At 50.2% G+C, this 22,483-nt stretch carries 19 protein-coding genes; 10 read left to right on the top strand and 9 right to left on the bottom strand.

The genetic code is table 11. The annotated features are described in order from the left end of the window. Positions 1 to 44 precede the first annotated feature (44 nt). Positions 45 to 734, bottom strand: a complete 690-nt coding sequence (locus B5M13_RS09210; RefSeq protein WP_080055401.1) for a DUF1963 domain-containing protein — start codon at positions 732 to 734, stop codon at positions 45 to 47. 21 nt (positions 735 to 755) lie between these two features. After that, complete coding sequence (locus tag B5M13_RS09205) at positions 756 to 1,775, bottom strand: ankyrin repeat domain-containing protein (protein ID WP_080055400.1); 1,020 nt, start codon at positions 1,773 to 1,775, stop codon at positions 756 to 758. 200 nt (positions 1,776 to 1,975) lie between these two features. Between B5M13_RS09205 and B5M13_RS09200 the strand changes: the two genes are divergently transcribed. The 6 genes from B5M13_RS09200 to B5M13_RS09175 all read left to right on the top strand — a co-directional run bounded on the left by B5M13_RS09200 (position 1,976) and on the right by B5M13_RS09175 (position 11,334). Further along, positions 1,976 to 3,553: a glycoside hydrolase family 32 protein gene (locus B5M13_RS09200; RefSeq protein WP_080055399.1), complete on the top strand. Its 1,578-nt coding sequence runs from the start codon at positions 1,976 to 1,978 to the stop codon at positions 3,551 to 3,553. Between the two features lie 174 nt (positions 3,554 to 3,727). Continuing rightward, positions 3,728 to 4,147, top strand: a complete 420-nt coding sequence (locus tag B5M13_RS09195; protein WP_080055398.1) for a LytTR family DNA-binding domain-containing protein — start codon at positions 3,728 to 3,730, stop codon at positions 4,145 to 4,147. Between the two features lie 179 nt (positions 4,148 to 4,326). Continuing rightward, complete coding sequence (locus B5M13_RS09190; protein WP_170061105.1) at positions 4,327 to 4,713, top strand: hypothetical protein; 387 nt, start codon at positions 4,327 to 4,329, stop codon at positions 4,711 to 4,713. A gap of 219 nt (positions 4,714 to 4,932) precedes the next feature. Further along, positions 4,933 to 9,348: a CusA/CzcA family heavy metal efflux RND transporter gene (locus tag B5M13_RS09185; RefSeq protein WP_080055397.1), complete on the top strand. Its 4,416-nt coding sequence runs from the start codon at positions 4,933 to 4,935 to the stop codon at positions 9,346 to 9,348. Between the two features lie 61 nt (positions 9,349 to 9,409). Further along, complete coding sequence (locus B5M13_RS09180) at positions 9,410 to 10,630, top strand: efflux RND transporter periplasmic adaptor subunit (RefSeq protein WP_080055396.1); 1,221 nt, start codon at positions 9,410 to 9,412, stop codon at positions 10,628 to 10,630. A gap of 2 nt (positions 10,631 to 10,632) precedes the next feature. After that, positions 10,633 to 11,334, top strand: a complete 702-nt coding sequence (locus B5M13_RS09175; RefSeq protein WP_080055395.1) for a VIT1/CCC1 transporter family protein — start codon at positions 10,633 to 10,635, stop codon at positions 11,332 to 11,334. A 160-nt stretch (positions 11,335 to 11,494) separates the two neighbouring features. On the opposite strand, the gene B5M13_RS09170 is transcribed toward B5M13_RS09175, so the two are convergent. Together B5M13_RS09170 and B5M13_RS09165 are read right to left on the bottom strand one after the other, a co-directional pair. Continuing rightward, positions 11,495 to 12,253: a hypothetical protein gene (locus B5M13_RS09170; protein WP_080055394.1), complete on the bottom strand. Its 759-nt coding sequence runs from the start codon at positions 12,251 to 12,253 to the stop codon at positions 11,495 to 11,497. Between the two features lie 139 nt (positions 12,254 to 12,392). Beyond that, the gene (locus B5M13_RS09165; RefSeq protein ID WP_080055393.1) at positions 12,393 to 13,166 is read right to left on the bottom strand and encodes a M48 family metallopeptidase; all 774 of its coding nucleotides are present in this window, start codon (positions 13,164 to 13,166) and stop codon (positions 12,393 to 12,395) included. 182 nt (positions 13,167 to 13,348) lie between these two features. Between B5M13_RS09165 and B5M13_RS09160 the strand changes: the two genes are divergently transcribed. Further along, positions 13,349 to 13,750: a Dabb family protein gene (locus B5M13_RS09160; RefSeq protein ID WP_080059855.1), complete on the top strand. Its 402-nt coding sequence runs from the start codon at positions 13,349 to 13,351 to the stop codon at positions 13,748 to 13,750. 77 nt (positions 13,751 to 13,827) lie between these two features. Here B5M13_RS09160 and B5M13_RS09155 read toward each other — a convergent pair whose 3' ends face one another. Further along, positions 13,828 to 15,279 (bottom strand): MFS transporter, encoded by a 1,452-nt coding sequence (locus tag B5M13_RS09155; protein ID WP_245859892.1) that lies wholly within the window; start codon positions 15,277 to 15,279, stop codon positions 13,828 to 13,830. Positions 15,280 to 15,442: 163 nt separating this feature from the next. Between B5M13_RS09155 and B5M13_RS09150 the strand changes: the two genes are divergently transcribed. Both B5M13_RS09150 and B5M13_RS09145 read left to right on the top strand, forming a co-directional pair. Beyond that, complete coding sequence (locus B5M13_RS09150; protein ID WP_080055391.1) at positions 15,443 to 16,567, top strand: acetamidase/formamidase family protein; 1,125 nt, start codon at positions 15,443 to 15,445, stop codon at positions 16,565 to 16,567. 34 nt (positions 16,568 to 16,601) lie between these two features. Beyond that, a complete protein-coding gene (locus B5M13_RS09145; RefSeq protein WP_080055390.1) occupies positions 16,602 to 16,937 on the top strand; it encodes a YrdB family protein in 336 nt (111 codons plus the stop codon). Between the two features lie 4 nt (positions 16,938 to 16,941). Here B5M13_RS09145 and B5M13_RS09140 read toward each other — a convergent pair whose 3' ends face one another. From B5M13_RS09140 to B5M13_RS09125, 4 genes are all read right to left on the bottom strand, one after another. Continuing rightward, positions 16,942 to 17,664, bottom strand: a complete 723-nt coding sequence (locus B5M13_RS09140; RefSeq protein ID WP_080055389.1) for a hypothetical protein — start codon at positions 17,662 to 17,664, stop codon at positions 16,942 to 16,944. 218 nt (positions 17,665 to 17,882) lie between these two features. Then, positions 17,883 to 18,308 (bottom strand): hypothetical protein, encoded by a 426-nt coding sequence (locus B5M13_RS09135; protein ID WP_245859890.1) that lies wholly within the window; start codon positions 18,306 to 18,308, stop codon positions 17,883 to 17,885. 44 nt (positions 18,309 to 18,352) lie between these two features. Beyond that, positions 18,353 to 18,802 (bottom strand): DUF1569 domain-containing protein, encoded by a 450-nt coding sequence (locus B5M13_RS09130; RefSeq protein WP_080055388.1) that lies wholly within the window; start codon positions 18,800 to 18,802, stop codon positions 18,353 to 18,355. A 145-nt stretch (positions 18,803 to 18,947) separates the two neighbouring features. After that, the gene (locus B5M13_RS09125; RefSeq protein ID WP_080055387.1) at positions 18,948 to 20,612 is read right to left on the bottom strand and encodes an ArnT family glycosyltransferase; all 1,665 of its coding nucleotides are present in this window, start codon (positions 20,610 to 20,612) and stop codon (positions 18,948 to 18,950) included. 209 nt (positions 20,613 to 20,821) lie between these two features. Between B5M13_RS09125 and pgi the strand changes: the two genes are divergently transcribed. Next, positions 20,822 to 22,480 carry a glucose-6-phosphate isomerase gene (pgi, locus tag B5M13_RS09120; RefSeq protein WP_080055386.1) on the top strand — a complete coding sequence of 553 codons (1,659 nt, stop codon included), beginning with the start codon at positions 20,822 to 20,824 and terminating at the stop codon, positions 22,478 to 22,480. The last annotated feature ends 3 nt before the right edge of the window (positions 22,481 to 22,483 follow it).

The raw sequence follows: 22,483 nt of genomic DNA, 5'->3' as shown, positions 1-22,483 counted from the left end.
AGGCTGGCTAAATCACATTGTAGCCAGTCTGAAACCCTAACCTTTTAAAAACATTGCCACGAAAACGACCATTCGTCGGTATTTTCCAGACAGCGGCCAAAATAAGCTACCCCATTGTCGCCCCACCACCAGCGGGCCTTTTCTACACTGTCGATCTGAAAAGCAAATTGTGGCTGCATTTGCGCATTGGCTTCCCAAACGATCTCACCCTGAATCAGGGTCGGCCATCCGCCGAACTTAATTCCATCTACAGTACGATATCGTTCAGGGTACTCATCGTCATTCAGCCAGGATGGAATCGGAACCGGGCAATCTTCCAGCATTGGATAATCAATCTCAATAACTTCAGGGATCATCTGAAGCGGTTTAATCCCCGGTCCACTGGTAGCATTAGCCTGAGTAAGTGGCACCAATTCATCAAGGGATGGATAAGTTCGCAGGCACCAGCTCATTCCGTTTTTATCGGTGGGGTTAGGGATTTCATCAGCGTCGATGAATAAGGTTATAAACGCCAGATCCTGAACCGATTCCGGTTTAACTGGAAATTCCTGTAGATTGATCTGACAGATGGCCCGCATAGGCTTTCCATTCGACATCGGCCATTGTTCATCAACGCCTGCCAACAACACCTTACCAAACCACGATGCCTGTGGCTTATCGACGGGTCGAAACCCACCCACTTTCAATCGAATTGCCTTCTGGCCAATTGCCTCACGGAATGCTTTCTGCGTCATGCTTATGGAATAGTTTGCGTGCTACTTTTTTGATGATGTGTGGGCTAATACATGTTGCAACGTCTGCTGCATAGTCGTAAACGACTCATTTTGCGTCCCCATCTGCGCATGAAGGTTAGCCTGATGTACTACATATTCAGTGAATACGAAATGCTGTGGACCTTCTCGACGTGGGTCCGCTCCTTTTTCCAGTAAAACCCGGCAAACCTCCCATAACGACTGACGGGCCGCTGCCTGAAGCACCGTATGCCCGGCCAGCCAACTACGGGCCTGTGCCGGATACAGACCGTTTGGATCGGCTCCATACGCTAACAGTAGCTGCACTTTTTCAGTAGCAGAGCCCCTGTAGGCAGCCATCGTCGAAAAAAGCATCGGCGCGTACTCATTTTCAGGGTCTCTGGCGTTCGGATTCGCTCCCTTTTTCAGAAACCATTCAAGCAGGGTCGGCGTACATCCCCGGCCTATCCGAACATGCGTCGGGATATGATGGGCATCGGTGGTTTCGATAGTAGCTCCCTGATCCATCAGGGCCGAGAGAATGGCTATCGATACGGCTTCGTCCGGGTGCGTAATGGCAAGCATGGCCGCATAATCGAGCACAGAAACATGATCCGTTCCAGGCGCACTCAAATTAGGGATTGGCAATTGTAACAGGCTGCGTACCTGTTCTACATCCTGGATGGCAATAGCGTTTGCCAGGTTTTGCCGGTCCCGATCTGCAAAGTAGTACCGACCATCGAAGCGTTTCTGCTCGCGTTTAGCCTCGTTTACTGCCGAAGACAGCCTCAGAACTAACTGAGGCAGCATACCCACTATTGGCAGGCAGAGTAGGACAAAGACGGTAATACGCACCCAGTTGAACGGCAGACAATTGGCCAGTAATAAAACTACCAGTATGATCAGACCGAGTAGAGAATAGGCATTGGCTAGTCCCTGTCCGGCGGGGTCATTACCAAACGTTTTTTTACTAATCAGCACGTAGGTCAACAACAGTATACCCAGGCCCAGTATCGTCCAATTGAGATTGACAATGATTTTCATGCATGCAGCTAGTAATATCCCGTTTCTTCTTAGGAATAGGGCAAGAATAGGCAGGATTTTTTCGACGGAGAAGGGGTAATGCACAAAAGGCGATTCTGAGTGTGCTACAGGCGGGCATCTGTCAATAGGTGGCTGTTGGTATTGGATGAAAGCGATGCCGCTTATCTTTGCTCTATTTCGAACCCTGAACCGCCGATCCAATGACGCTGAACGTGTGTAGACTAACCTCTTTGTTTTCGAATCCCTACCGCAAGCCTCCTAAACAACTTGTTCTGGCCATCCTTTTTATCGTTTCAGGCTATCCGCTTTTCGGTCAGGCTACCACCCAAACGGAACCTTACCGACCTCAATACCACTTCACGCCCAAAGCTCACTGGATGAACGACCCCAACGGGATGGTATATCTGAACGGCACCTACCATCTGTTTTTTCAGTATTATCCCAACGACACTAAATGGGGGCCGATGCACTGGGGCCATGCCACCAGCAAGGACATGGTACACTGGCAGGAACAACCGATTGCTTTGTACCCAGATAAATTGGGCTATATTTTTTCGGGCAGCGCCGTAGTCGATGTCCACAATACCAGTGGATTCGGCAAAAAAGGGCAGACGCCACTGGTTGCTATTTTTACGCACCACAATCCCGAGCTGGAAAAGAAAAAGTCGGATAAGTTTCAGTATCAGAGTATCGCCTACAGCCTCGACGAAGGTAAAACCTGGACGAAATATGCAGGTAATCCAGTACTTCAAAACCCAGGTATTGTCGATTTCAGAGACCCCAAAGTGCGGTGGTACGAGCCGCAAAAAAAGTGGATCATGACCTTGGCGACTAAAGACCGGGTCACGTTTTATGCCTCGCCCGATCTGAAAAAATGGTCGAAGGAAAGTGAGTTTGGCTATAATCTGGGCGCACATGGGGGCGTTTGGGAATGCCCGGACCTACTCTCACTGGAGCACAATGGCAAAAAAGTCTGGGTATTGCTGGTCAGTATTAACCCCGGTGGGCCAAACGGGGGTTCGGCGACGCAGTATTTTGTGGGCGATTTCGATGGCAAATCCTTCAAACCGTATTCAACCCAAACCCGGTGGATGGATTATGGCACCGACAATTATGCAGGGGTGACCTTTTCCAATACAGGCAACCGTACAATCCTGATGGGCTGGATGAGCAATTGGCAGTATGCCCAGGTGGTACCCACATCGGCCTGGCGTAGCGCAACCACAGTACCCCGTTTACTCCAGCTAAAGGAAGTCAACAAAGAATTTTATCTCACTTCGACGCCCGTAAACGAATTGGATGTATTGAACGGGCAACGATTTACCGAAAAAAATATAACAGTAAAAGGAGCGTATGATCTGACCCGTAAAGCAAAGAATGCGTCGGGGTTATTCCGATTGAACCTGACCACGCAAACAGCCAACGACTTTTCTATTATACTGGTGAATGAGCGGGGAAACGAACTGGAAATTGGCTACGATAAATCAGCTAACGTATATTACATAGATCGAAGCCGGTCGGGCAAAATCGATTTTGAAAAAGGCTTCGGCAAACGGCATACCGCCCCTCGCCTGTCGACCGATAAAACTTTGTCGATTAGCCTGTTAGCCGATGTCGCTTCGGTCGAATTATTCGCCGACGGTGGATTAACAGTAATGACTGATGTATTTTTTTCAGACAAGCTAATGAACAAGTTGACTATCAAATCGGCCACCGGTATAACCATTCCTACGCTGAACTACACCCAACTGAAATCGTCTATAAATACCAAGCATTGAGCCTGTCGCTCTTTCGCAAGCCCCGAAAGCCATCAACTACTTGCGACAAAAATTTTCAAAAAAGGGATATCTTACCGTTACATCCAGACTTTTTATCGTCTCTATACTATCTATGAACGGCCCGTCTATTGGCAAGGCGGGCCATTTAGTATTTTCGAAAATTATTAACGGTGTATGCAGTTGCTTGATTCAGATATTCTACCCACTCAAACACTAACCAACCATTTCCTGCAAAGCCCCCTCATTAGCCGGGCAAACCAGATTCGCCTGCCTGGCCTGGATAGACCGATCACTCACAATTCAATCATTCGTCTGATGGGATTTGGCAATTATACCTGGGTTTATTTAACCGAACCCTCTAAACCCGTTCTGATCACGCAGACGCTCAAATGGTTTGAACACCAGCTTAGCGATTTTATACGGGTGCATAAATCCGAGATGATCAACCCCCTGTTCGTCCAAACACTCAACAACCCCAACAATGCAACGCTTGAAGTTTGCTTAACCAATGGCTATACAGCTCGTATTTCCCGTAGACGCATTCATATGGTAACCAAAAAATTAGCCCGGGCCAATCAATCGGTAAATCCCTAACAACTACCAATAGGCTGTATTGGTTTGCCTCTTCCAAAGCAACCTGCTGGCCAGTTCGTCCAGAAACATTCCATTAAAGAAGAAAGCCTGGATTATTTCTAAATAAGCATTGACGCTTGGGGTCTTTAAACTTTCTGACCAACTTTACGTTAAGGGCTTAAACAAGTAAGGCAGGATTCATGAAGTCGGTGGTTGTGTTTTTACTGGCATTGCTGATAACGGGAAGCAGTTTGCTTCCTGGTTTTGGCATTGATCAGACCAGCCGACTCATTGAACTGGCCCAGCATTACCGCGAGCATCGGCGGCAACAGCCGAACCTGAGCTTTCTGGATTTTATGGAAATGCATTACGGTGCCAACTCCGAACACCAGAAGCATCCCAATCATAGCCACCACAACCTGCCAGCGGTGGGCCATGCTGCTCCGGTATTCTCTCCAAATCCTTTTTTATTGTTTGCCTTTGCTTCGCTGGCGATTCTTATCCTGGCCCGGACGGCTTTTTTCCGGTACGCCAATCTCTATTCGTTTCTGAGCGTCTCGTCGCTGATCAACCCACCCCGACGCTAAGCCTGCGTACAGACAGGGCGCAGTGTGCCCAAACGGGTCAAATCCGTTTTGTATTCCCCCATGTTTTTGATTCTTCTTACGCTTTCGATCAATCGATAGGATTGATTCGGACCGATTATTCAGGCACGTATTTCCGGGCAATCGCTTCTATCGACCGCCAAGTCGGGATTAATGTGATTTCCCAACCGTTTATAGCTGGCTTATGATCCTTGAGTAGCGATGCTGAATGCGATTATTCATTTCTCAATTCATAATAAATTAATTATTGGCCTGTTTACCCTGGCCCTGATCATTTGGGGAGGCTGGTCGGCCACTCAACTTCCGATCGATGCCGTACCCGATATTACGAACAACCAGGTGCAGATTATCACCAGCAGCCCATCGCTGGCGGCTGAAGACATTGAACGACTGGTTACCTTTCCGGTCGAAGTGGGGTTGTCGAACATTCCGGACCTAATCGAAATCCGGTCGTTTTCCCGTTTCGGCCTGTCGATTGTTACCGTTGTTTTTACAGATGCTACGGATATATACTGGGCTCGCCAGCAGATTGCCGAACGGCTGATTGCTGTCAACACCCAAATTCCGCCGGGAGTAGGTACACCCACCCTGGCCCCTGTTACAACAGGGCTGGGCGAAATTTTCCAGTATACCGTTGTTCCGAAAAAAGGCTATGAAAACCGCTACACCCTCAGCGATCTGCGTACCATTCAGGACTGGATTATCCGCCGTGGACTGCTCGGAACACCCGGTGTTGCTGATGTCAGTGGCTTCGGTGGACTGTTAAAGCAGTACGAAATCGCCGTAGATCCAGACCGGCTTCGCAGTTACGGCATCACCATCAATGACCTGTTTACGACCCTTCAGCAGAATAATCAAAACACGGGTGGCGCTTATATCGACCAGAAGCCCAACGCGTATTTCATCCGCGCCAACGGGCTAATCGGATCGACCGACGACATCGGTAACATCATGGTCAAACTGAATGCACAGGGTTTACCCATTCGTATACGCGATGTGGCTCAGGTCGGCACGGGTTCGGCTGTGCGCTACGGAGCTGTTACGCGGAATGGTCAGGGCGAAACGGTTGGGGCTGTCGTCATGATGATCAAAGGGGGCAATTCGTCCGAAGTGATTAAGCAAGTAAAAGCCAAGATCACCGAAATTCAGAAAACCCTGCCGGAAGGAGTACAGATTATCCCGTTCCTCGACCGAACCAAGATGGTTAACAGCGCCATCAGTACCGTCGAACGAAACTTACTGGAAGGAGCGATCATCGTCATTATTGTACTGGTGCTGCTACTGGGTAACTGGCGGGCGGGTGTCGTAGTAGCTTCCGTTATTCCGCTGGCCCTACTGTTTGCTATTTCGATGATGAATCTGTTTGGCGTATCGGGTAACCTGATGAGCCTGGGCGCTATCGATTTCGGGCTGATTGTAGACGGCGCCGTCATCATCGTAGAAGCTACCCTGCATCATATCATTATGCGGAATAAAGATCAGGTGCTTACCCAGGAACAGATGGATGATGAAGTATTTGGCTCAGCCAGTCGGATTCGGTCGTCGGCTGCCTTTGGCGAAATCATCATTCTGATCGTATACCTGCCTATTCTGGCCCTTTCCGGCATCGAAGGCAAGATGTTCCGACCCATGGCCTTAACGGTTGCCTTTGCCATTCTGGGTGCATTTATCCTCTCGCTAACCTATGTACCAATGATCTCGGCCTTACTGCTGAACAAAAACGTGGTTCATAAAGAATCGTTTTCCGATAAGTTGATGAAACGGCTGCATCGATTCTATGAGCCTGTCCTGCTCTGGGCCCTTCGGCATCGAATCCCTGTTTTAGGAACAGCCATCGCCATGCTGGTAGTGACCGGGTTTCTGTTTACACGCATGGGTGGTGAATTCATTCCGCAGCTTGACGAAGGCGATTTCGCGGTCGATACACGCACACTCACCGGTAGCTCACTGTCCGAAACGGTCGATGCCACCCTGAAAGCCGAGCGGATTTTGTTAAAGCAGTTTCCCGAAGTCGAACAGGTCGTCGCCAAAATTGGATCAGGCGAAATACCTACCGACCCAATGGCCATCGAAGCCGCCGATCAGATGATTATTCTGAAGCCCAAAGACCAATGGACTTCGGCTACTACCCGCGACGAACTGGCGAATAAAATGGCCGAAGCCCTCTCGGTGATTCCCGGTGTTACGTTCGGTTTCCAACAACCCGTTCAAATGCGCTTCAATGAGCTGATGACCGGAGCGCGGCAGGATGTAGCACTGAAAATTTATGGCGATGATCTACAGCAACTCGAACGACTCGCTGGTCAGGTAGGGCGCATTATCCGTACCATCAGCGGAGCTAAAGACCTGTATGTGGAGCAAGTGGCCGGACTGGCCCAGATACAGATTCAGCTCGACCGATCAAAACTAGCCCGGTTTGGCCTCAACGTGACCGATGTGAACCGGACCATCAACACCGCTTTTGCCGGACAATCGGCGGGGCAGGTCTTTGAAGGCGAAAAACGATTCGACCTGGTGGTCAGGCTAGCAGCCGACAAACGCCAGCACATTGAGGATGTTCAGAATTTATATGTAGCAACGCCACCCGGCCCGAATGGCATGACGCAGCAAATCCCTCTTTCCCAACTAGCTCAGGTTAGTATGCAGCAGGCACCCAACCAGATTCAGCGCGACAACACACACCGTCGGATTACGCTGGGTTTCAACGTTCGTGGTCGCGATGTTGAAAGTATAGTGACCGAATTGCAGCAGAAAGTGAGTCGGCAGATCAAGCTTCCGCCGGGCTATTCGGTCACCTATGGTGGGCAGTTCGAGAATCTGGTGGATGCCAAGCGTCGACTCGGTATTGCGGTTCCGGTAGCCCTGGCACTCATTTTCGCGCTTCTGTTTTTTACCTTCCATTCGATTCGGCAAAGTCTGCTGATTTTCATGGCCATTCCACTGGCCGCTATTGGGGGCATTTTCGCGTTATTGATTCGGGATATGCCGTTTAGTATTTCAGCAGGTGTCGGCTTCATTGCCCTTTTCGGGGTATCGGTCTTGAACGGTATTGTGCTTATCGCGGAGTTTAACCGACTTCGCCACGATGAAGGGCTAACCGATTTAGTCGAAATTATCCGGCGCGGCACTGAAGTTCGATTACGTCCGGTTATTATGACGGCTTTAGTCGCTTCGTTTGGTTTTATCCCGATGGCGCTGTCCAATTCGGCGGGGGCCGAAGTCCAGAAGCCACTGGCCACCGTCGTGATCGGTGGCCTGTTGACCGCTACCCTACTGACGCTCCTCATTATTCCCATTCTGTATTCGATTCTGGAGAAAAAATCCATTGAACGTGAGATGAAGGCAGTCCAAAAAGGACCGACAACCATTCCGGCGACTGTCATCCTGGGCTTTATGCTAATGGGTGGGCTTTATATACCACAAACATCCAACGCGCAGGCACCCCAGCTAGTATCCCTGGAACAGGCCATCCAGTTGGCTACAACTCGCAATGCGCAGGTACAGCTTGCGGAGTTAAGCGTGAACCAACAGCAGGCGCTCCGACGAACGGCCTATGATCCGGGTCGGTTATCGGCAGTACTGATGTTGGGGCAATACAACAGCCGCCGGTTCGACAATAACCTGACACTGACGCAAACCATTCCGAACCCAACCCTGATGCAACGATTGGCCAAACTCAATGATCAGACGGTGTCGGGGAGGCAGGCAACTGCTCAGGTAACCCGCAACGACGTCGTGTATCAGGTAAAACAGACATACTACGATCTGCTCTATCTGGCACAGCGTAACCGCCTTTTTCAGCAACAGGACACCTTGCTGACAGCCTTCGTCAAGGCAGCTACCGTTCGGTTACGCGTAGGCGAAACCAACACCCTGGAAAAAGCAACGGCCGAAAGCCAACTGGCCGACCAGCGAGTTCGGCTGGCTCAGAATCAGGCAGCCCAGATCGATGCCCAATCGCGGTTACAGACGCTACTGCTCCGTCAGGAACCCGCTACTCTCCCCGATCAACCGTTGCCCAAACTGACCCTCACCTTACCGACGGATAGTTCGCTGCTGGCCCAAAACCCATTGATCCGCCAGTTGCAGCAGCAAATCCAAATTGCTGAACAGAGTCGACTGGTGGAACAGGCCCGGCTGAAACCTGACTTTCTGGTTAGTTTTTTCTCACAGACCCTGACGGGCAACCAGCTTATCAATGGGCAGGAGTTGTATTTCGGGCCAGGGTATCGGTTTCAGGGCGGGCAAGTTGGGGTGATGTTCCCGCTGGTTGGCGGAGCTGGACGGGCACGGGTCGAAGCAGCCCGTGTCGGTGAACAACTGGCGCAAAAGGAGCTCCAGGCCCAACAGACTGCACTTCAGCAACAAGTAGCGAAAGCCGTGGCCCAATACAACCAATACCGCGATGCGCTGACCTATTACGAACAAACGGGTCTGGCCCAGGCCCAGGTTATCCAGAGTCAGGCGCAACGAGCGTTCAGCGGGGGCGACATTGGCTATGTTGAGTATTCGCTGGCTCTCCAGCAGGCACTTACCATCCGGCTAAATTACCTCGATTTGCTCTATCAGTACGACCAGTCGGTGCTGTATCTGGGCTATCTGGCGGGTACGCCTTAAAGGGACCTTTATAACCTGATCACTCAAACCATCCATTTGCATTTCACGGTATACGTTTCGCATGAATACGCAACACAATCTTTTCTCCCATACAATTTCATTCGCCCTGTTCCTGGCTGGAGCGAGTCTGGCGTTCAGTTGCCAGTCTGGTTCAACGAACACCAATGAAGCTCAGGAAACCAAAACGGATTCGACCCATTCAGAAACGACGGGTCCGGTTCAGGTAACGCTCACGCAGGCGCAATACAGCATGGCCGAGATTCAGTTGGGCCAGCCGGAATCCAGACCCATGCAGACGATGTTGAAGGTGACCGGTATGCTGGAAGTCCCCGCTCAAAACGAAGTATCGGTATCGGTACCCGTTGGCGGATACATTCGAAAAATACAGTTGGAGCCCGGTATGCAAATTCGGAAAGGGCAACCCCTGGTGATCCTCGAAAATCCTGAATATGTACAACTTCAGCAGGATTATCTGGACACGAAAGCTAAACTAGGCTATGCCGATGTCGAATATGCCCGGCAGCAGGAACTAAGCCGTGATAACGTAGCTGCTCTGAAAGTTTTCCAGCAAACCAAAGCCAATCGCCAGAGCCTGCAAGCCCAACTGGCAGGTCTGGGGCAACGACTAAGTATGCTGCACATCAACCCGGCTACCCTCACGCCCGAGCAACTGACTCGTACCATAACGATCCCGTCGCCAATTTCGGGTTTTGTGACCAATGTACCCGTCAATAATGGTCGTTTCGTGAACCCGGCTGATGTCATTGTGCAACTGACCGACATTAGTCACATGCACCTTCAGCTAAGTGTTTTCGAAAAAGATCTGAGTCAGATTCATATCGGGCAGGCCGTCCGCTTTGCACTGGGGGGCGATACGAGTGCCCAGGTGAGTTCGTTCCCACACAAGGGGTCAATTTTTTTGATCGGAAAGTCCATTGCCGCCGACCGAACTGTTCCAGTGCTGGTACACCCAGAAGGTCGGTCAGGTGATTTTATCCCAGGTAGTTATGCAGCCGCCCAGGTATCAGTTCGGGCACAGCAACTAGCTACTGTACCCGAATCGGCGGTAGTCAATTTTGGGGGTAAATCGTATGTATACGCGCTTGAGCAACGGTCGAAGGACAGTTATGTATTCCGGCAGATCGACGTAAAAACGGGTATCCGTGAACGGGGTTACGTAGCCGTGACAATCCCTGCCGACCTTGACCCACAAAAAACACCTTTAGCTGTAAAAGGGGCCTATAACCTACTGGCAAAACTTAACAATAGCGAAGAAGAATAATCATGGCCGACTTATATCTGCATCATCAGGAAGAGCACCTGCAAAGCTCCGACTTCATTTCCGACATCGTAATTGGCATGTCGGATGGTCTTACGGTCCCCTTCGCGCTGGCGGCTGGTCTGAGCGGGGCCGTCGCCGATTCATCGCTGGTCGTTACGGCAGGTATAGCCGAAATTGTAGCGGGTTCCATTGCAATGGGGCTGGGGGGCTATCTGGCGGGTCGTACCGAAGCCGATCACTATACATCCGAACGTCGTCGCGAAGCCCTGGAAGTAGAAACCGTTCCCGAACGCGAGAAAGCAGAAGTACGTGAAATATTTGCCGATATGGGACTTAGTCCAGCTTTACAAACCGTTATTGCCGACGAACTGGCGAAGGACAAAACCAAGTGGATCGACTTCATGATGAAGTACGAACTTGGCCTCGACGAACCCGATCCAAACCGAGCGACTAAAAGTGCACTGACCATTGGCTCGGCTTATGTAGCTGGTGGCCTGATTCCGCTCACACCCTATTTTTTCATTAATCCTCCTACACTGGCCCTCATCTATTCCTGCTTGTCAACCCTGATCTGCCTGTTTATTTTCGGGTATTTCAAGAGCAGCGTAACCGGGCAACCACCCATCGCCGGAGCGTTCAGAGTAACGCTGATTGGTGCACTGGCTGCAGCCGCAGCCTTTGGTGTTGCCCGTTTTTTTAGTTGATATATCCTACCAAAAACCGCAAGAGCGCAAAGACGCGAGGGATAAGATAGTAGGCCTCGCGTCTTTGCGCTCTTGCGGTGGAGATGACAGTGAATACCTCAGTTGTACGATGCCCATTTGGTCAAAGATGCGTGTTAATTCGCAGCAACGTCACCTTTTCTCAGGGTTTCCAGATTCGACTCGCGGTCAGGTTAATCAGTGCATTGATGATAAAGCCGATTCCGAAGGCGACAGCGACCGAAAACTGGTTAAGCAAAAATGCCTGTAAAAAGAGAAAGGTTGTAAACCCGAGCAGGCCCATCACCAGGCCGCGCAAGGTCATAATGGTAGCCCGGCTACCTTGTAACGTATGCGAAAAAATAGCCAGAATGGATGTCAGGATTGGGAACGGCGTTAGAATACCGCTCCAGGTTGGCCCGAGTATACTGGCCAGCCCCGTAATCACTAGCACAAACAAGGTAGCTACCAGCATCCGAATTGGAATCTCGAACGGCAAACGTCGGACCTTAACGGCCTGCATAGGCGGAGTCGGAAATACCCGGATGACCAGGAATACGAGCGCAATAACCAGCCCATAACTCACCCACAAACGCAACTGTAAATAATTGAACACTAGCGCCGTAGCGGTATAAATCACATACGACAGCATCAACGTAGGGAACCAGCCGTGATTTCGGCACAAGGCCGAATAACTATAACAAAAGGCGATTAGGGCCAATATGCCGGTCATGGTCCCCTGAATGGAATGAATACCGAATTCTTTTCCCTGCTCCAGTATAAAAAACAGCAGAATTGGCCCAGCTATCCAGGGCATACTTCCGATTAGCCCACCTAGTTGATTTCCCCATTTTCTGGCTGCCAGCGTGACCAGAGCGATCACCGATGGCATCAGGGTTACTTTCAACAGAAGAATATTCATAGGCGGGCAAATTCTAACTAGTCCGCAAATTAACCCGAAATGCTATACAGAACGACTGTGACCCCACCGAGGTGGAATGTTTATGGCCTACATAACTTCTATAGACATTTGCCCTTAATGAGGTCGTACTTTTGCTTGATTAACGAACTAACCCCTCTCGGCGGGCACGGTCGCGGACCCGCTGTGCCCGAGCCTTACTGTCGGGGTGACTCGACATGATCGTTGCTACTTTCCCACCTTGTCCTCCGCCACTCAGTTTAGCCAGCTTCTCAAAAGAGGTAGCCAGTGCCAGCACACTATATCCGTTTCGTTTCAGAAAACTATAGCTGTAATCATCCGCTTCGGTCTCCTGCTTTCGGCTGAAGGAAGCCCCTACCAGATAATCGGCCACGTCGCCCAACTGCGAGCGTGATACCTTACCGATTACGCCTGAATTGGCCGACGCTACATTCCGGATCGCCGACTGCTGTAATGATCGTTTCATGGCATCGCGTACATCATGATTGGCAACATGACCGATTTCATGGCCCATTACGGCCAGTAACTCTGTATCGGTCATGATGTCCATAAGCCCCTGAAACACCCGAACGCTTCCATCAGCCGTAGCAAACGCGTTGACATCCTTTACTTTATACACTTTATAGTTGAGTGGTATGCCACTAATGGTATGATGGCGTTTAACAATACGGTTCAGTCGTACTGTATAGGGATCGGTAGGGCCTGCTACCGGATTTTGCGCATCCATCTGAACCATGGCTTGCCGTGAATAATCCGCCACCTGTGCATCCGACAAGGTAGCCGAACCCAATAGGGCCATACCCGCTTTCACCAGATTCGAATCTAGTCGGATTTGTGCCTGAGTGATCAACGGGAGGCTAAGCAGCCAGAAAATTAGTTTTGTTATTCGTTTCATCGTTGAGTGAATTAAGTGTGAAAACACTCTATCAGATATAGAGCTTATTAAAAGACTAGTCAAGGGATTGAAAGGTTTAGTGAAGCTCTGCTCTGAAATCAGATGTAAATTTGCGGGGGCACAAATCGTTCGACATTTTTGCTGACGAATCAACCTGTAAAAACGCAATAGCCCGCATTCTGATGAGCCATCAATCAAGACGAAATTTTGTCAAAAACAGCGTAGCTGCCGGACTGGGAGTCGGTTTACCGGCTATAGCGCCCGAAGCTGGGCAGCTATTTGTGCACCATGTACTGTTTTACCTCAAAAATCCTGGTAGCCAGGCCGATAAAGCAAAATTACTGGAGGGGCTGAACAAACTGGCCAAATGTCCTACCATTAAACTGGTTCACATTGGCACACCCGCAGCTACCAACCGCGATGTGATCGAACGTAAGTATACCTATTCTTGGCTTTGCTTTTTCGACAGCCCCGCCGACGAGGAAGCCTATCAGAAGCATCCCATCCACGATGATTTCCGAAACAACTATGCCCATCTCTGGGAAAAAGTTGTCATCTACGACTCAATCGGCCCTAAACGGTAGTGTAATGCGGCATCGTGTCGGCTTGGGAGTTCCAAGAAAGCTACCTCTCAGGCCGATAAGATGTCCGCGTTACTACATCACGCTTCTGAAACAGTAACAGGCGGTGATGGCTTTGTAGCTCGCCCCCGGCTGAATGAAATAATGGCCCCTGTTAATACCAGCCCCGCCATAACCCGATATGCATAATGCATACCTAGTAACTGCGCAGCAACGGTTTCGTAGGTTACCTGATGCGCCATCGCATATCGGTTGCGTGTACTGTACCAGACCGCAGCCGCCAATGCAATGCCAACCACAAACCCCAGATTCCGCATAAAGGCAATCATACTGCTGGCAACTCCCCGCTGATTCATCGGAGCAGCGTTGAGAGCACTGCTGCTATTAGGCGACTGGAATAGACCAAATCCCATGCTAACCAGCGCACTCCGCCAGACCACATCGTTCCAGTCCCAAGCGGTATCCAGAAACGAAAAGGCAAAATAGCCACCAGCGGTGATCAACAACCCGAAACTGGACAGCCATCGCGTACTGACCCGGCTCGACAAATAGCCCCCCAATGGTGCCACCAGACTGAGTGTCAATGGCCCAGCGAGCAACACCAACCCAGCCCGTTCGGGAGTTAGGCCAAGTAATTGCTGCAAAAAGAATGGAATCACAAACAGGTTGCCGCCTGATGCAACAAACCCACAAAAAGCCGCTAATATAGCCGAGGTAAACGGCCAGATTCGAAATAAGCCCAGTCGTAGCATGGGCTCACGAATCCGCATTTCCCAGAACAGGAACAGAGCCAGTAGCACAGCGCCGGTGGTGAGCAGAAAAATCACTAGCGGGTTATCCCAGCCATAGCGGGGTTCAGGACCAAAATCAAGCCCAGTCAGCAACGAAATTACCCCCAGCAGGAACAGCCCTGCTCCGACCAGATCAAAACGTTGTCCGCTTACTTTGGGGGTTTCGGGCAAAATGGTCCAGGCTCGCCAGATGGCAATGAGGCCGATGGGAACATTTACAAAAAAGATACTGGTCCAGCCAAATTTTCCCAGCAATAAACCACCAATTACCGGACCGGCGCTGGAGCCTGCGGCTACAATAGACCCCATAAATCCCAAAGCCTGTCCTCGTTCATTTGGCGCAAACGCATCACCGATAATAGCCGGTCCAATGGCGAAGATCATGGCGGCCCCTAACCCCTGCACGACCCGAAACGCTACCAGCGACCATAAGCTCCAGGCTAGTCCGCAAAGCAACGATCCTAACACAAAAACACAGAAGCCGGTAATATAAAGCTGTCGACGGCCGACCCAATCCGATAGTTTACCCATAATCAGCAGGGTGCTGGTGGTCGTCAGCAGGTAACACAGCACGATCCATTCCACGCTGTCGCCAGCCGCCAGTTCCCGGCGAATTGTCGGTAGGGCAATGTTGACAATACTGCTATCGAGCGTCGACATGAACGTGCCGAACATGACCGTTCCCAGAATAATCCATTTATTGGGCGATGATGAGGTGGCGGAGGTAGTGGGCGATGACACAGGCAATTCAGGTTACTTCGGGAAGGTAACAGGTTAATACAACGGGTTGTTTCGGACAATTCTGATTAAAATCGACAACAAAATGCCTGGCGACTAAGCAACTGAGCGTCGATTTTTTATCTTAGTACACTCATCTTCTGAGACAACCTATTATAGCAACCTGATGAAAACAACCCGACGTTCCTTCCTCCAAATCACCCGCAACGGATTGGCGGCTTTATCGACCAGCCAGCTAACGGCCATGTCTTCTCCATTGGGGTCAGAGGCCCCCTCCAGCACCCTGCCGATAAAGCCCGATCACATCGTTCGGTCATTGCCCGAAAACATGGTATGGGGCTACTTTGGTGCCGATGTGCCACCTGTCGCTAAAGTGGCTGATGGGGCTGTCGTTGAAATACAGACGGTCAATCCGTCGGGTGTTAGTCGGACCAATCCCGAAGAGTTTTATACCAAAAACAAGTTGCCCATCGACCAGCATGCGCAGGAAGTGATTGCCATTCTGAAGAATGTAAAACCGGAACCATCCGGCATTCGCGGCCATATGCTGACGGGGCCGATCTACATTGAAGGCGCTCAGCCGGGCGATAGCCTCGAAATCCGCATCCTTGATCTCACGTTTCCAGCACCCTTTGGTGTCAACAGCGTCTGGCCGGGTGGTGGCGGGATTCCCGACGAGGTAAAAACCCGCGAAACGTTTGTGTATCGATACGACATGAAACGGAAAACCGCCACGTTTAAAGAAGGCATCGACATTCCACTAAAACCGTTTATGGGCGTCATGGCCTTATCGCCCCCTGCCGACATGGGACACCAGAGTTCGATACCCCCCAATTTTTACGGCGGCAATCTAGATATCAAACACCTCACGAAAGGGACAACCTTATTTCTGCCGGTATCGGTCCCCGGCGGATTGTTCACGACTGGCGATGGGCATGGCGCGCAAGGCAATGGCGAAGTGAGCGGAGTTGCCATCGAAACGGCCATCAACCTGACGGTAAAGTTTATTGTGCATAAAGGTAAAACGTTGAAAAACCCACGCGCCGAAACATCCACCCATTTCATCGCCGTCGGGCTGGATAAAGACCTAAACAAAGCCATGAAAAACGCCCTTTCGGAAGCCTGCGCCTTTATTCGCGACGAACTGGGCTTTACATTTAATGAAGCCCTGTCCATTGCCAGTACCGCCGTCGATTTTGAAGTCAGTCAAGTGGTCGATCAGACGTTGGGCGTTCATGCCATGATCCCCAAGTCGATCTTCACAAAAAAGAAATTTACCTTCTGGGTTTAACTTTTGCCTACCAAAAGCCAATCAACCCCCGTTTATGCAACTTCTGAAAGGTCTGCACCAAACCCTGTATTTTCTGCTGGAACTCTGTATGCTGGGCGCTTACGGCTATGCGGGATTCCACCTGAGCCAGCACCCATATGGGAAATACCTACTAGCGATCGGTCTACCACTGGCTGCCGCAACAATGTGGGGTATTTTTGCGGCACCCCGATCAGCTCACCAGCTTGGCTTTCCCTATCATACGCTGTTTGTACTACTTATGTTTGGTCTGGCTTTTTTTCTATTATACCGAACAGGCTATACCCAACTAGCCATTATACTGGGCGCATTGGCCTTAGTAGCCGAATCAACCGCCCTGGCACTTCGTTAATTCCTTAGCCTGCCTGCCCCAAAAAGTACATAAAGGCCAGTAAGCCTACGACCAGCGCAATCCATCCCATCAGGTTCCGGGTACCCGGCCAGGAGCCTGTTTTCAACACATCGATACCCAGTGGCACCAAGGCAATGCAAAGGCCACTCAACGCTAGAATGGACACGGGTGAACTCCCTTTGAGTACTCCGAGCATTAACGATGACATAAGCCCCAGCGAAAACGAACGAACTAGCGAAAGCGTGCGCGATCGATAAGCGCCAATAGCCAGAATTACCCAACCAAATAAGATAGTGCCTGATAAAACTGAAACAATGTGAAACGCTCCATATGAATCGGCAATGGCTTTTGTCGCTTGCGTAAGACCCTGAACATTAACCAATTGAAAAGCCAGATGATTTATTCCATAGTGGAACGTCCGGGCAAACAGGCCTAACATGACAAAGGTACCTCCCCACAATGCCCAGTCAGGTTCTGTACGACCAATCCGATGTATAAGCGTCAGTATAGCAGGAAACAGCAGAATATTCCCCGCCAAAAAAAGATTGTAAGCAACCAGTATCTGAGTAGGATGGGATACAAACGCCCGAAGTTGCTCTGGAAAAAAGTAATCGTAGGGCAGGCGAACCAAACCACCTGCCAGGAGTAATAATGGGCCAATTAGTAACGCTATGCCTCCTATCCATCGGCCCGGAAACCAAAAATCATCCGACTCACTTAATCCCATGGTACCTTGTATTAGTTTATGAGAGTAAGTTTAAACTAATACAAGGTACCATGTATAACATATTACACAGATGGCATTTTAACTCAATCTACGGATATGATTGATCTGCGTCTTCGTACCAAACAACCAGAATATCGTAGAATACACCCTATAGAAATACGGATAGAGTCTATTGGCCGGGAAGCTCTTTCACCTTAGGCTGACTAAATCTGTTGCTGCTACTTCGCTTTCACCTGCACCACATAGGTACGAACAGGCTGCCCAGCGCCGGATTGATTTAGGGGCTTTGTCGAGAATACAACGTTAGCGGTGCCAACCGTAACACCTTTGATCTGAAATACTGTGGGGCCATTGCTGGCTTGTTTCAACGTATCCACGGCGGGCGCAAGCTGCTGCCGGGATACATCGACGACTTCCTGATTATCCGACGTACCGATCAGTTCCGATGTACCATCGCCCCGGATGGGTATAGAAATTTCCTTGATCTGCCCCACGTCGATGGTCAATCGTTTTTTTGTACCTGTATCGGAGCGACTACAGGCCGACAAACACAGCAAAAAGATGAAAAGCCAGCTGTAGCTGACGGTTAACCGGTAACCCCAGCATAAGGAGGAGCGTCGAGTTGATTGTAGAGAGGTAGCCATGCTCCCTATAACGAGCTAGTTGCCTCAACAGTTTTCCAAAGCGATCAAACACCAAACTGCCGCAGATGATGATCCAGGTGCTTATACATCCCAATACTCCATTGTTCGGGAGTCAGCTCCCCAAAAAATGAGTGAGGATGCGTTGTACACGCTGCAGGGCCACCTGCCGAAAACTGTTTAACGAGTTGAACCAGTTTTTCTTTCTCAGCTTCAAATACACGCTGGTCGGCCACAACAAAGTCCTTATGCGTAGGCCCGTTTCGATTGAACGGTTTCTCGTTGTAAAAACTGGTTTTAACGAAAGGAGCCAGTATACGGCCAATGAATAATCGTGGCAGTTTTTTCTGCCCAGTCGCCGTTTCCATCCCTACGGAGCAATGCGCCAGCATCTGAGCCACATCCATTTTGCCCCACTGGCGCTGAGAATCAGGCCGCAGCCTATCAATACGACTCAGAATTTCGGCCACAGAATTGGTTTCGTACAGGCTTCTCATAGTATTATTAGCTCTTTTACGGAGTTGCAGAAAAGTTATCGCTAAACGAATTAAACACGAAGGCAAAGCGTTCACAGCGGAAAAATAAACTTTTCTCTATGAACGCTTTGCCTTCACGTCGGTGCTCCGATGCGTTTAATCAAGCCTATTTCGCCTGACGACGATAAAAGACGAAGCCATTCTCCTGCCCTGTTTTCTTCACATCAGGCAATGAATCGAGGAGGGTGGGTTGCTCGGATGCATGACGAATGAACAGCACATCTTTGTCGATCTTACCCCGTAGCAGCCAATCGTCGTTATAAGCATTCGGATTGGTTACGGGCGGTTTCATTGTATAAAAAAATGGTCCATAGCTGTGGTAGCCGTAGGTTTTTACGTACACGTTCTGCCCCTGCGCCCGTTCAAAAAAACGCATAGCAGCCGCCTGCGAGATGCCTTCAATCCGACCAATAAACGCCCAGAGTGTCAGGGTTATGAATACAGCTACCCCACCAAACAGCACGACGGATGCCTGTGCGGGTTCGTGGTGGTTATACCACCGAATCACCAACACCAGAATAATCAGCAGCCATACACCGGGAATCAGCGTCCAGTACGGCCAGTCGATGTTGGCATCCAGATTACCCTGTGAAAACGCATCCTGATCGGCAAACTGGCGAACAATATCCATCCGATGGGCAATCAAAGGTAAGCCCCCCACCGCCAGTACGAAAATACCCCCAACGATAATCAGCCCGGTCCGGAGCCAGTTGCTGAACTGAATTTTCCGGTCCTCCAACTGCGATAGCGTTAACGCAGCAAAGTAGGTCAACGGGAAATAGCAGAGCGATGAATAATGGACGATTTTCGACTGGACAATGCTGAATAAAATCAGGACTACCCAAAACAAAATGAGCATCCACTGCCGGAAATCACGCTGGTAATTCCGTTCAATGAACAGTGGACCAAACGCCCGAAGCGCAAAAATGGAGGCCGGAAAGCAGCCCACCAGCAGAATAATGAAATGGTAACCCGGAAACCCCACATGCCCCGCATCGGGCGTACTAAGCAATCGAATACTATAAGCCAGAAACTCCCGTACCAGCGTCGGGCCATGCAGATAAATATCGAGCCCATACCACAACAGTGACCCCACCGAAGCTGCCACCGAGAAGCCTATAAATTGGAAGGGCGTAATAAACCAGCGGAATCGGTTGAGCGCCCAATAGGCGACCAGTACAAGAAAAATAATCAGGTAGGCTACCGGCCCTTTGGTCAGAATGGCCAGGCCCAGCACAAAGCCCCCGATCAGGATGTACGTCCACTCCGGCTTGGGAACGGTCATGGCGCCACCGAGTCGTTCGCGCTTCCAGGAAGCAAAAATCAGATTGACTAACCCAATGAAAATAAATAGGTTGAAAAACGGATCGATAATACCTGAGCGAAAATACAGATGGGGCGTTACCGACCCCAGATAAGCCAGCGACCACAGCAGCCCAAACCGATGGCCATGCAGTTTCTGGCCCAGGTTGTAGAGATAAACCAGTGTGATGATCCCACAGATGGCATTCGGTAGCCGGGCCGAAAACTCATTGATGCCAAACAGGTTCATCATCATCGACTGAAGCCAGAAAAACAACGGTGGTTTTTCGTAAAATGGTTTAAAATCAATATGTACGTGTAGATAATCGCCCAGGGCAATCATCTCGCGGGCACACTCTGCAAAGTTAATTTCGTCCCAGTCAAACAAGCGTACCCCGCCCAGAAACGGGATAAACAACAAGGCTCCCACCACCGTAAGGACGAGCGAATAGAAAAGTTTTTGATTCATTCAGCAACGTAGTCAGCAACACAAAGGCTATAAAAGAATGGCAAAAATAGCCGAAAAAAGATTGCCGGGATTCACGATATTCGCGCCGATAAGTCAGTTATCGGTATATAGGTTTCAGATTTCGGTGAGCTGGTCTATTATTTCACCTGTGAGCGCCAACCGTTAAACACCTGAAAACCAATACCGGAATCATAAATCAGACGCCCTCTATGCTTGCCAACCATCGATTTACCGAGCTAGCCGCTTATGCCCCGTTACAGGCCCATTACGACCGTTTAAAAGACCGTCATCTACGGGATTTATTTGCCGAAGATCCACAACGGTTTGCGACCTTTTCGCGACAGTTTGAGGACATTCTTCTGGATTTTTCGAAAAACCGAATTACAGCCGAAACCCTGGATCTGCTCATTCAGCTCGCTAATCAGGCCGAGCTGCAAGACGCTATTGGCAAACTATTTTCTGGCGATAAAATCAACCGCACTGAAGATCGGGCCGTATTGCATATAGCGCTCCGAAATCGGTCCAACACCCCGATTCTGGTCGATGGGAAGGATGTGATGCCGGATGTAAACGAGGTATTAGCCCACATGAAATCGTTTACGGAGCGAATTCGCTCGGGCGAATGGAAAGGCTATACGGGCGAAACTATCACCGACGTTGTGAATATCGGCATTGGTGGCTCCGATCTGGGTCCGGTTATGGTTACCGAAGCGCTGAAGCCCTACGCCGACGATAAAAAACTACGCGTTCATTTCGTTTCGAACGTCGATGGCGTTCACATCTATGAAACGCTGCAAACCGTTAGGCCCGAAACCACTCTCTTTCTGATCGCTTCCAAAACGTTCACCACGCAGGAAACCATGACCAATGCCCAAACGGCCCGTCAGTGGTTTCTGGATGCTGCGAAAGACGAAGCGGCCATCGCCAAACATTTTGCGGCTTTATCGACCAATCAGAAAGACGTCGAGAAATTCGGGATCGACCCCAATAATATGTTCGGTTTCTGGGATTGGGTTGGTGGCCGTTATTCGCTCTGGTCGGCGATCGGGCTGTCGATTGCGCTCTACATTGGCTTCGATAAGTTTGAGGAATTGCTGGATGGGGCTCACGCGATGGATAACCACTTCCGCGATACACCCCTCGACCAGAACCTGCCCGTTATTCTGGGCTTGCTGGGCATCTGGTACAACAACTTCTTCGGCGCACAAACGGAAGCTATTCTGCCGTACGACCAATATATGCACCGCTTTGCGGCTTACTTCCAGCAAGGCGACATGGAGAGTAACGGCAAATCGGTTGACCGCGACGGCAATCCCGTTGATTATCAGACCGGGCCAATCATCTGGGGCGAACCAGGCACCAATGGACAACATGCGTTTTACCAGTTGATCCACCAGGGCACCAAGCTGATTCCCTGCGATTTTCTGGCACCCGCTATCAGCCAGCGACCCATTGGCGAACATCACAAAATTTTAATGGCTAATTTTTTCGCCCAGACCGAAGCGTTGATGAATGGCAAAACAGAAGCCGAAGCGGCCGAGGAATTGCGCAAGTCAGGCAAGAGCGACGACGAGGTGAAGGTACTGACACCTTTCAAAGTTTTTTCGGGCAATCGGCCTACCAATTCGATCCTGTTTAAAAAGCTAACGCCTTACACGCTGGGTAGCCTGATCGCCATGTATGAGCACAAAATCTTTACCCAGGGCGTTATTTGGGATATTTTCAGCTTCGATCAGTGGGGCGTAGAGCTTGGCAAACAACTCGCCAACCGCATTCTGCCTGAACTTCAGGATGAGGCAACGGTCAGTTCGCACGATAGCTCGACTAATGGCCTAATGAATACCTTCAAGGCGATGCGAACGGAATAAATT

Origin of the sequence: Spirosoma aerolatum (assembly GCF_002056795.1) — a bacterium.
Classification (GTDB): Bacteria; Bacteroidota; Bacteroidia; order Cytophagales; family Spirosomataceae; genus Spirosoma; species Spirosoma aerolatum.
Note: the sequence above shows the minus strand (reverse complement) of the source record. Positions and strands in the feature narration are given on the sequence as shown.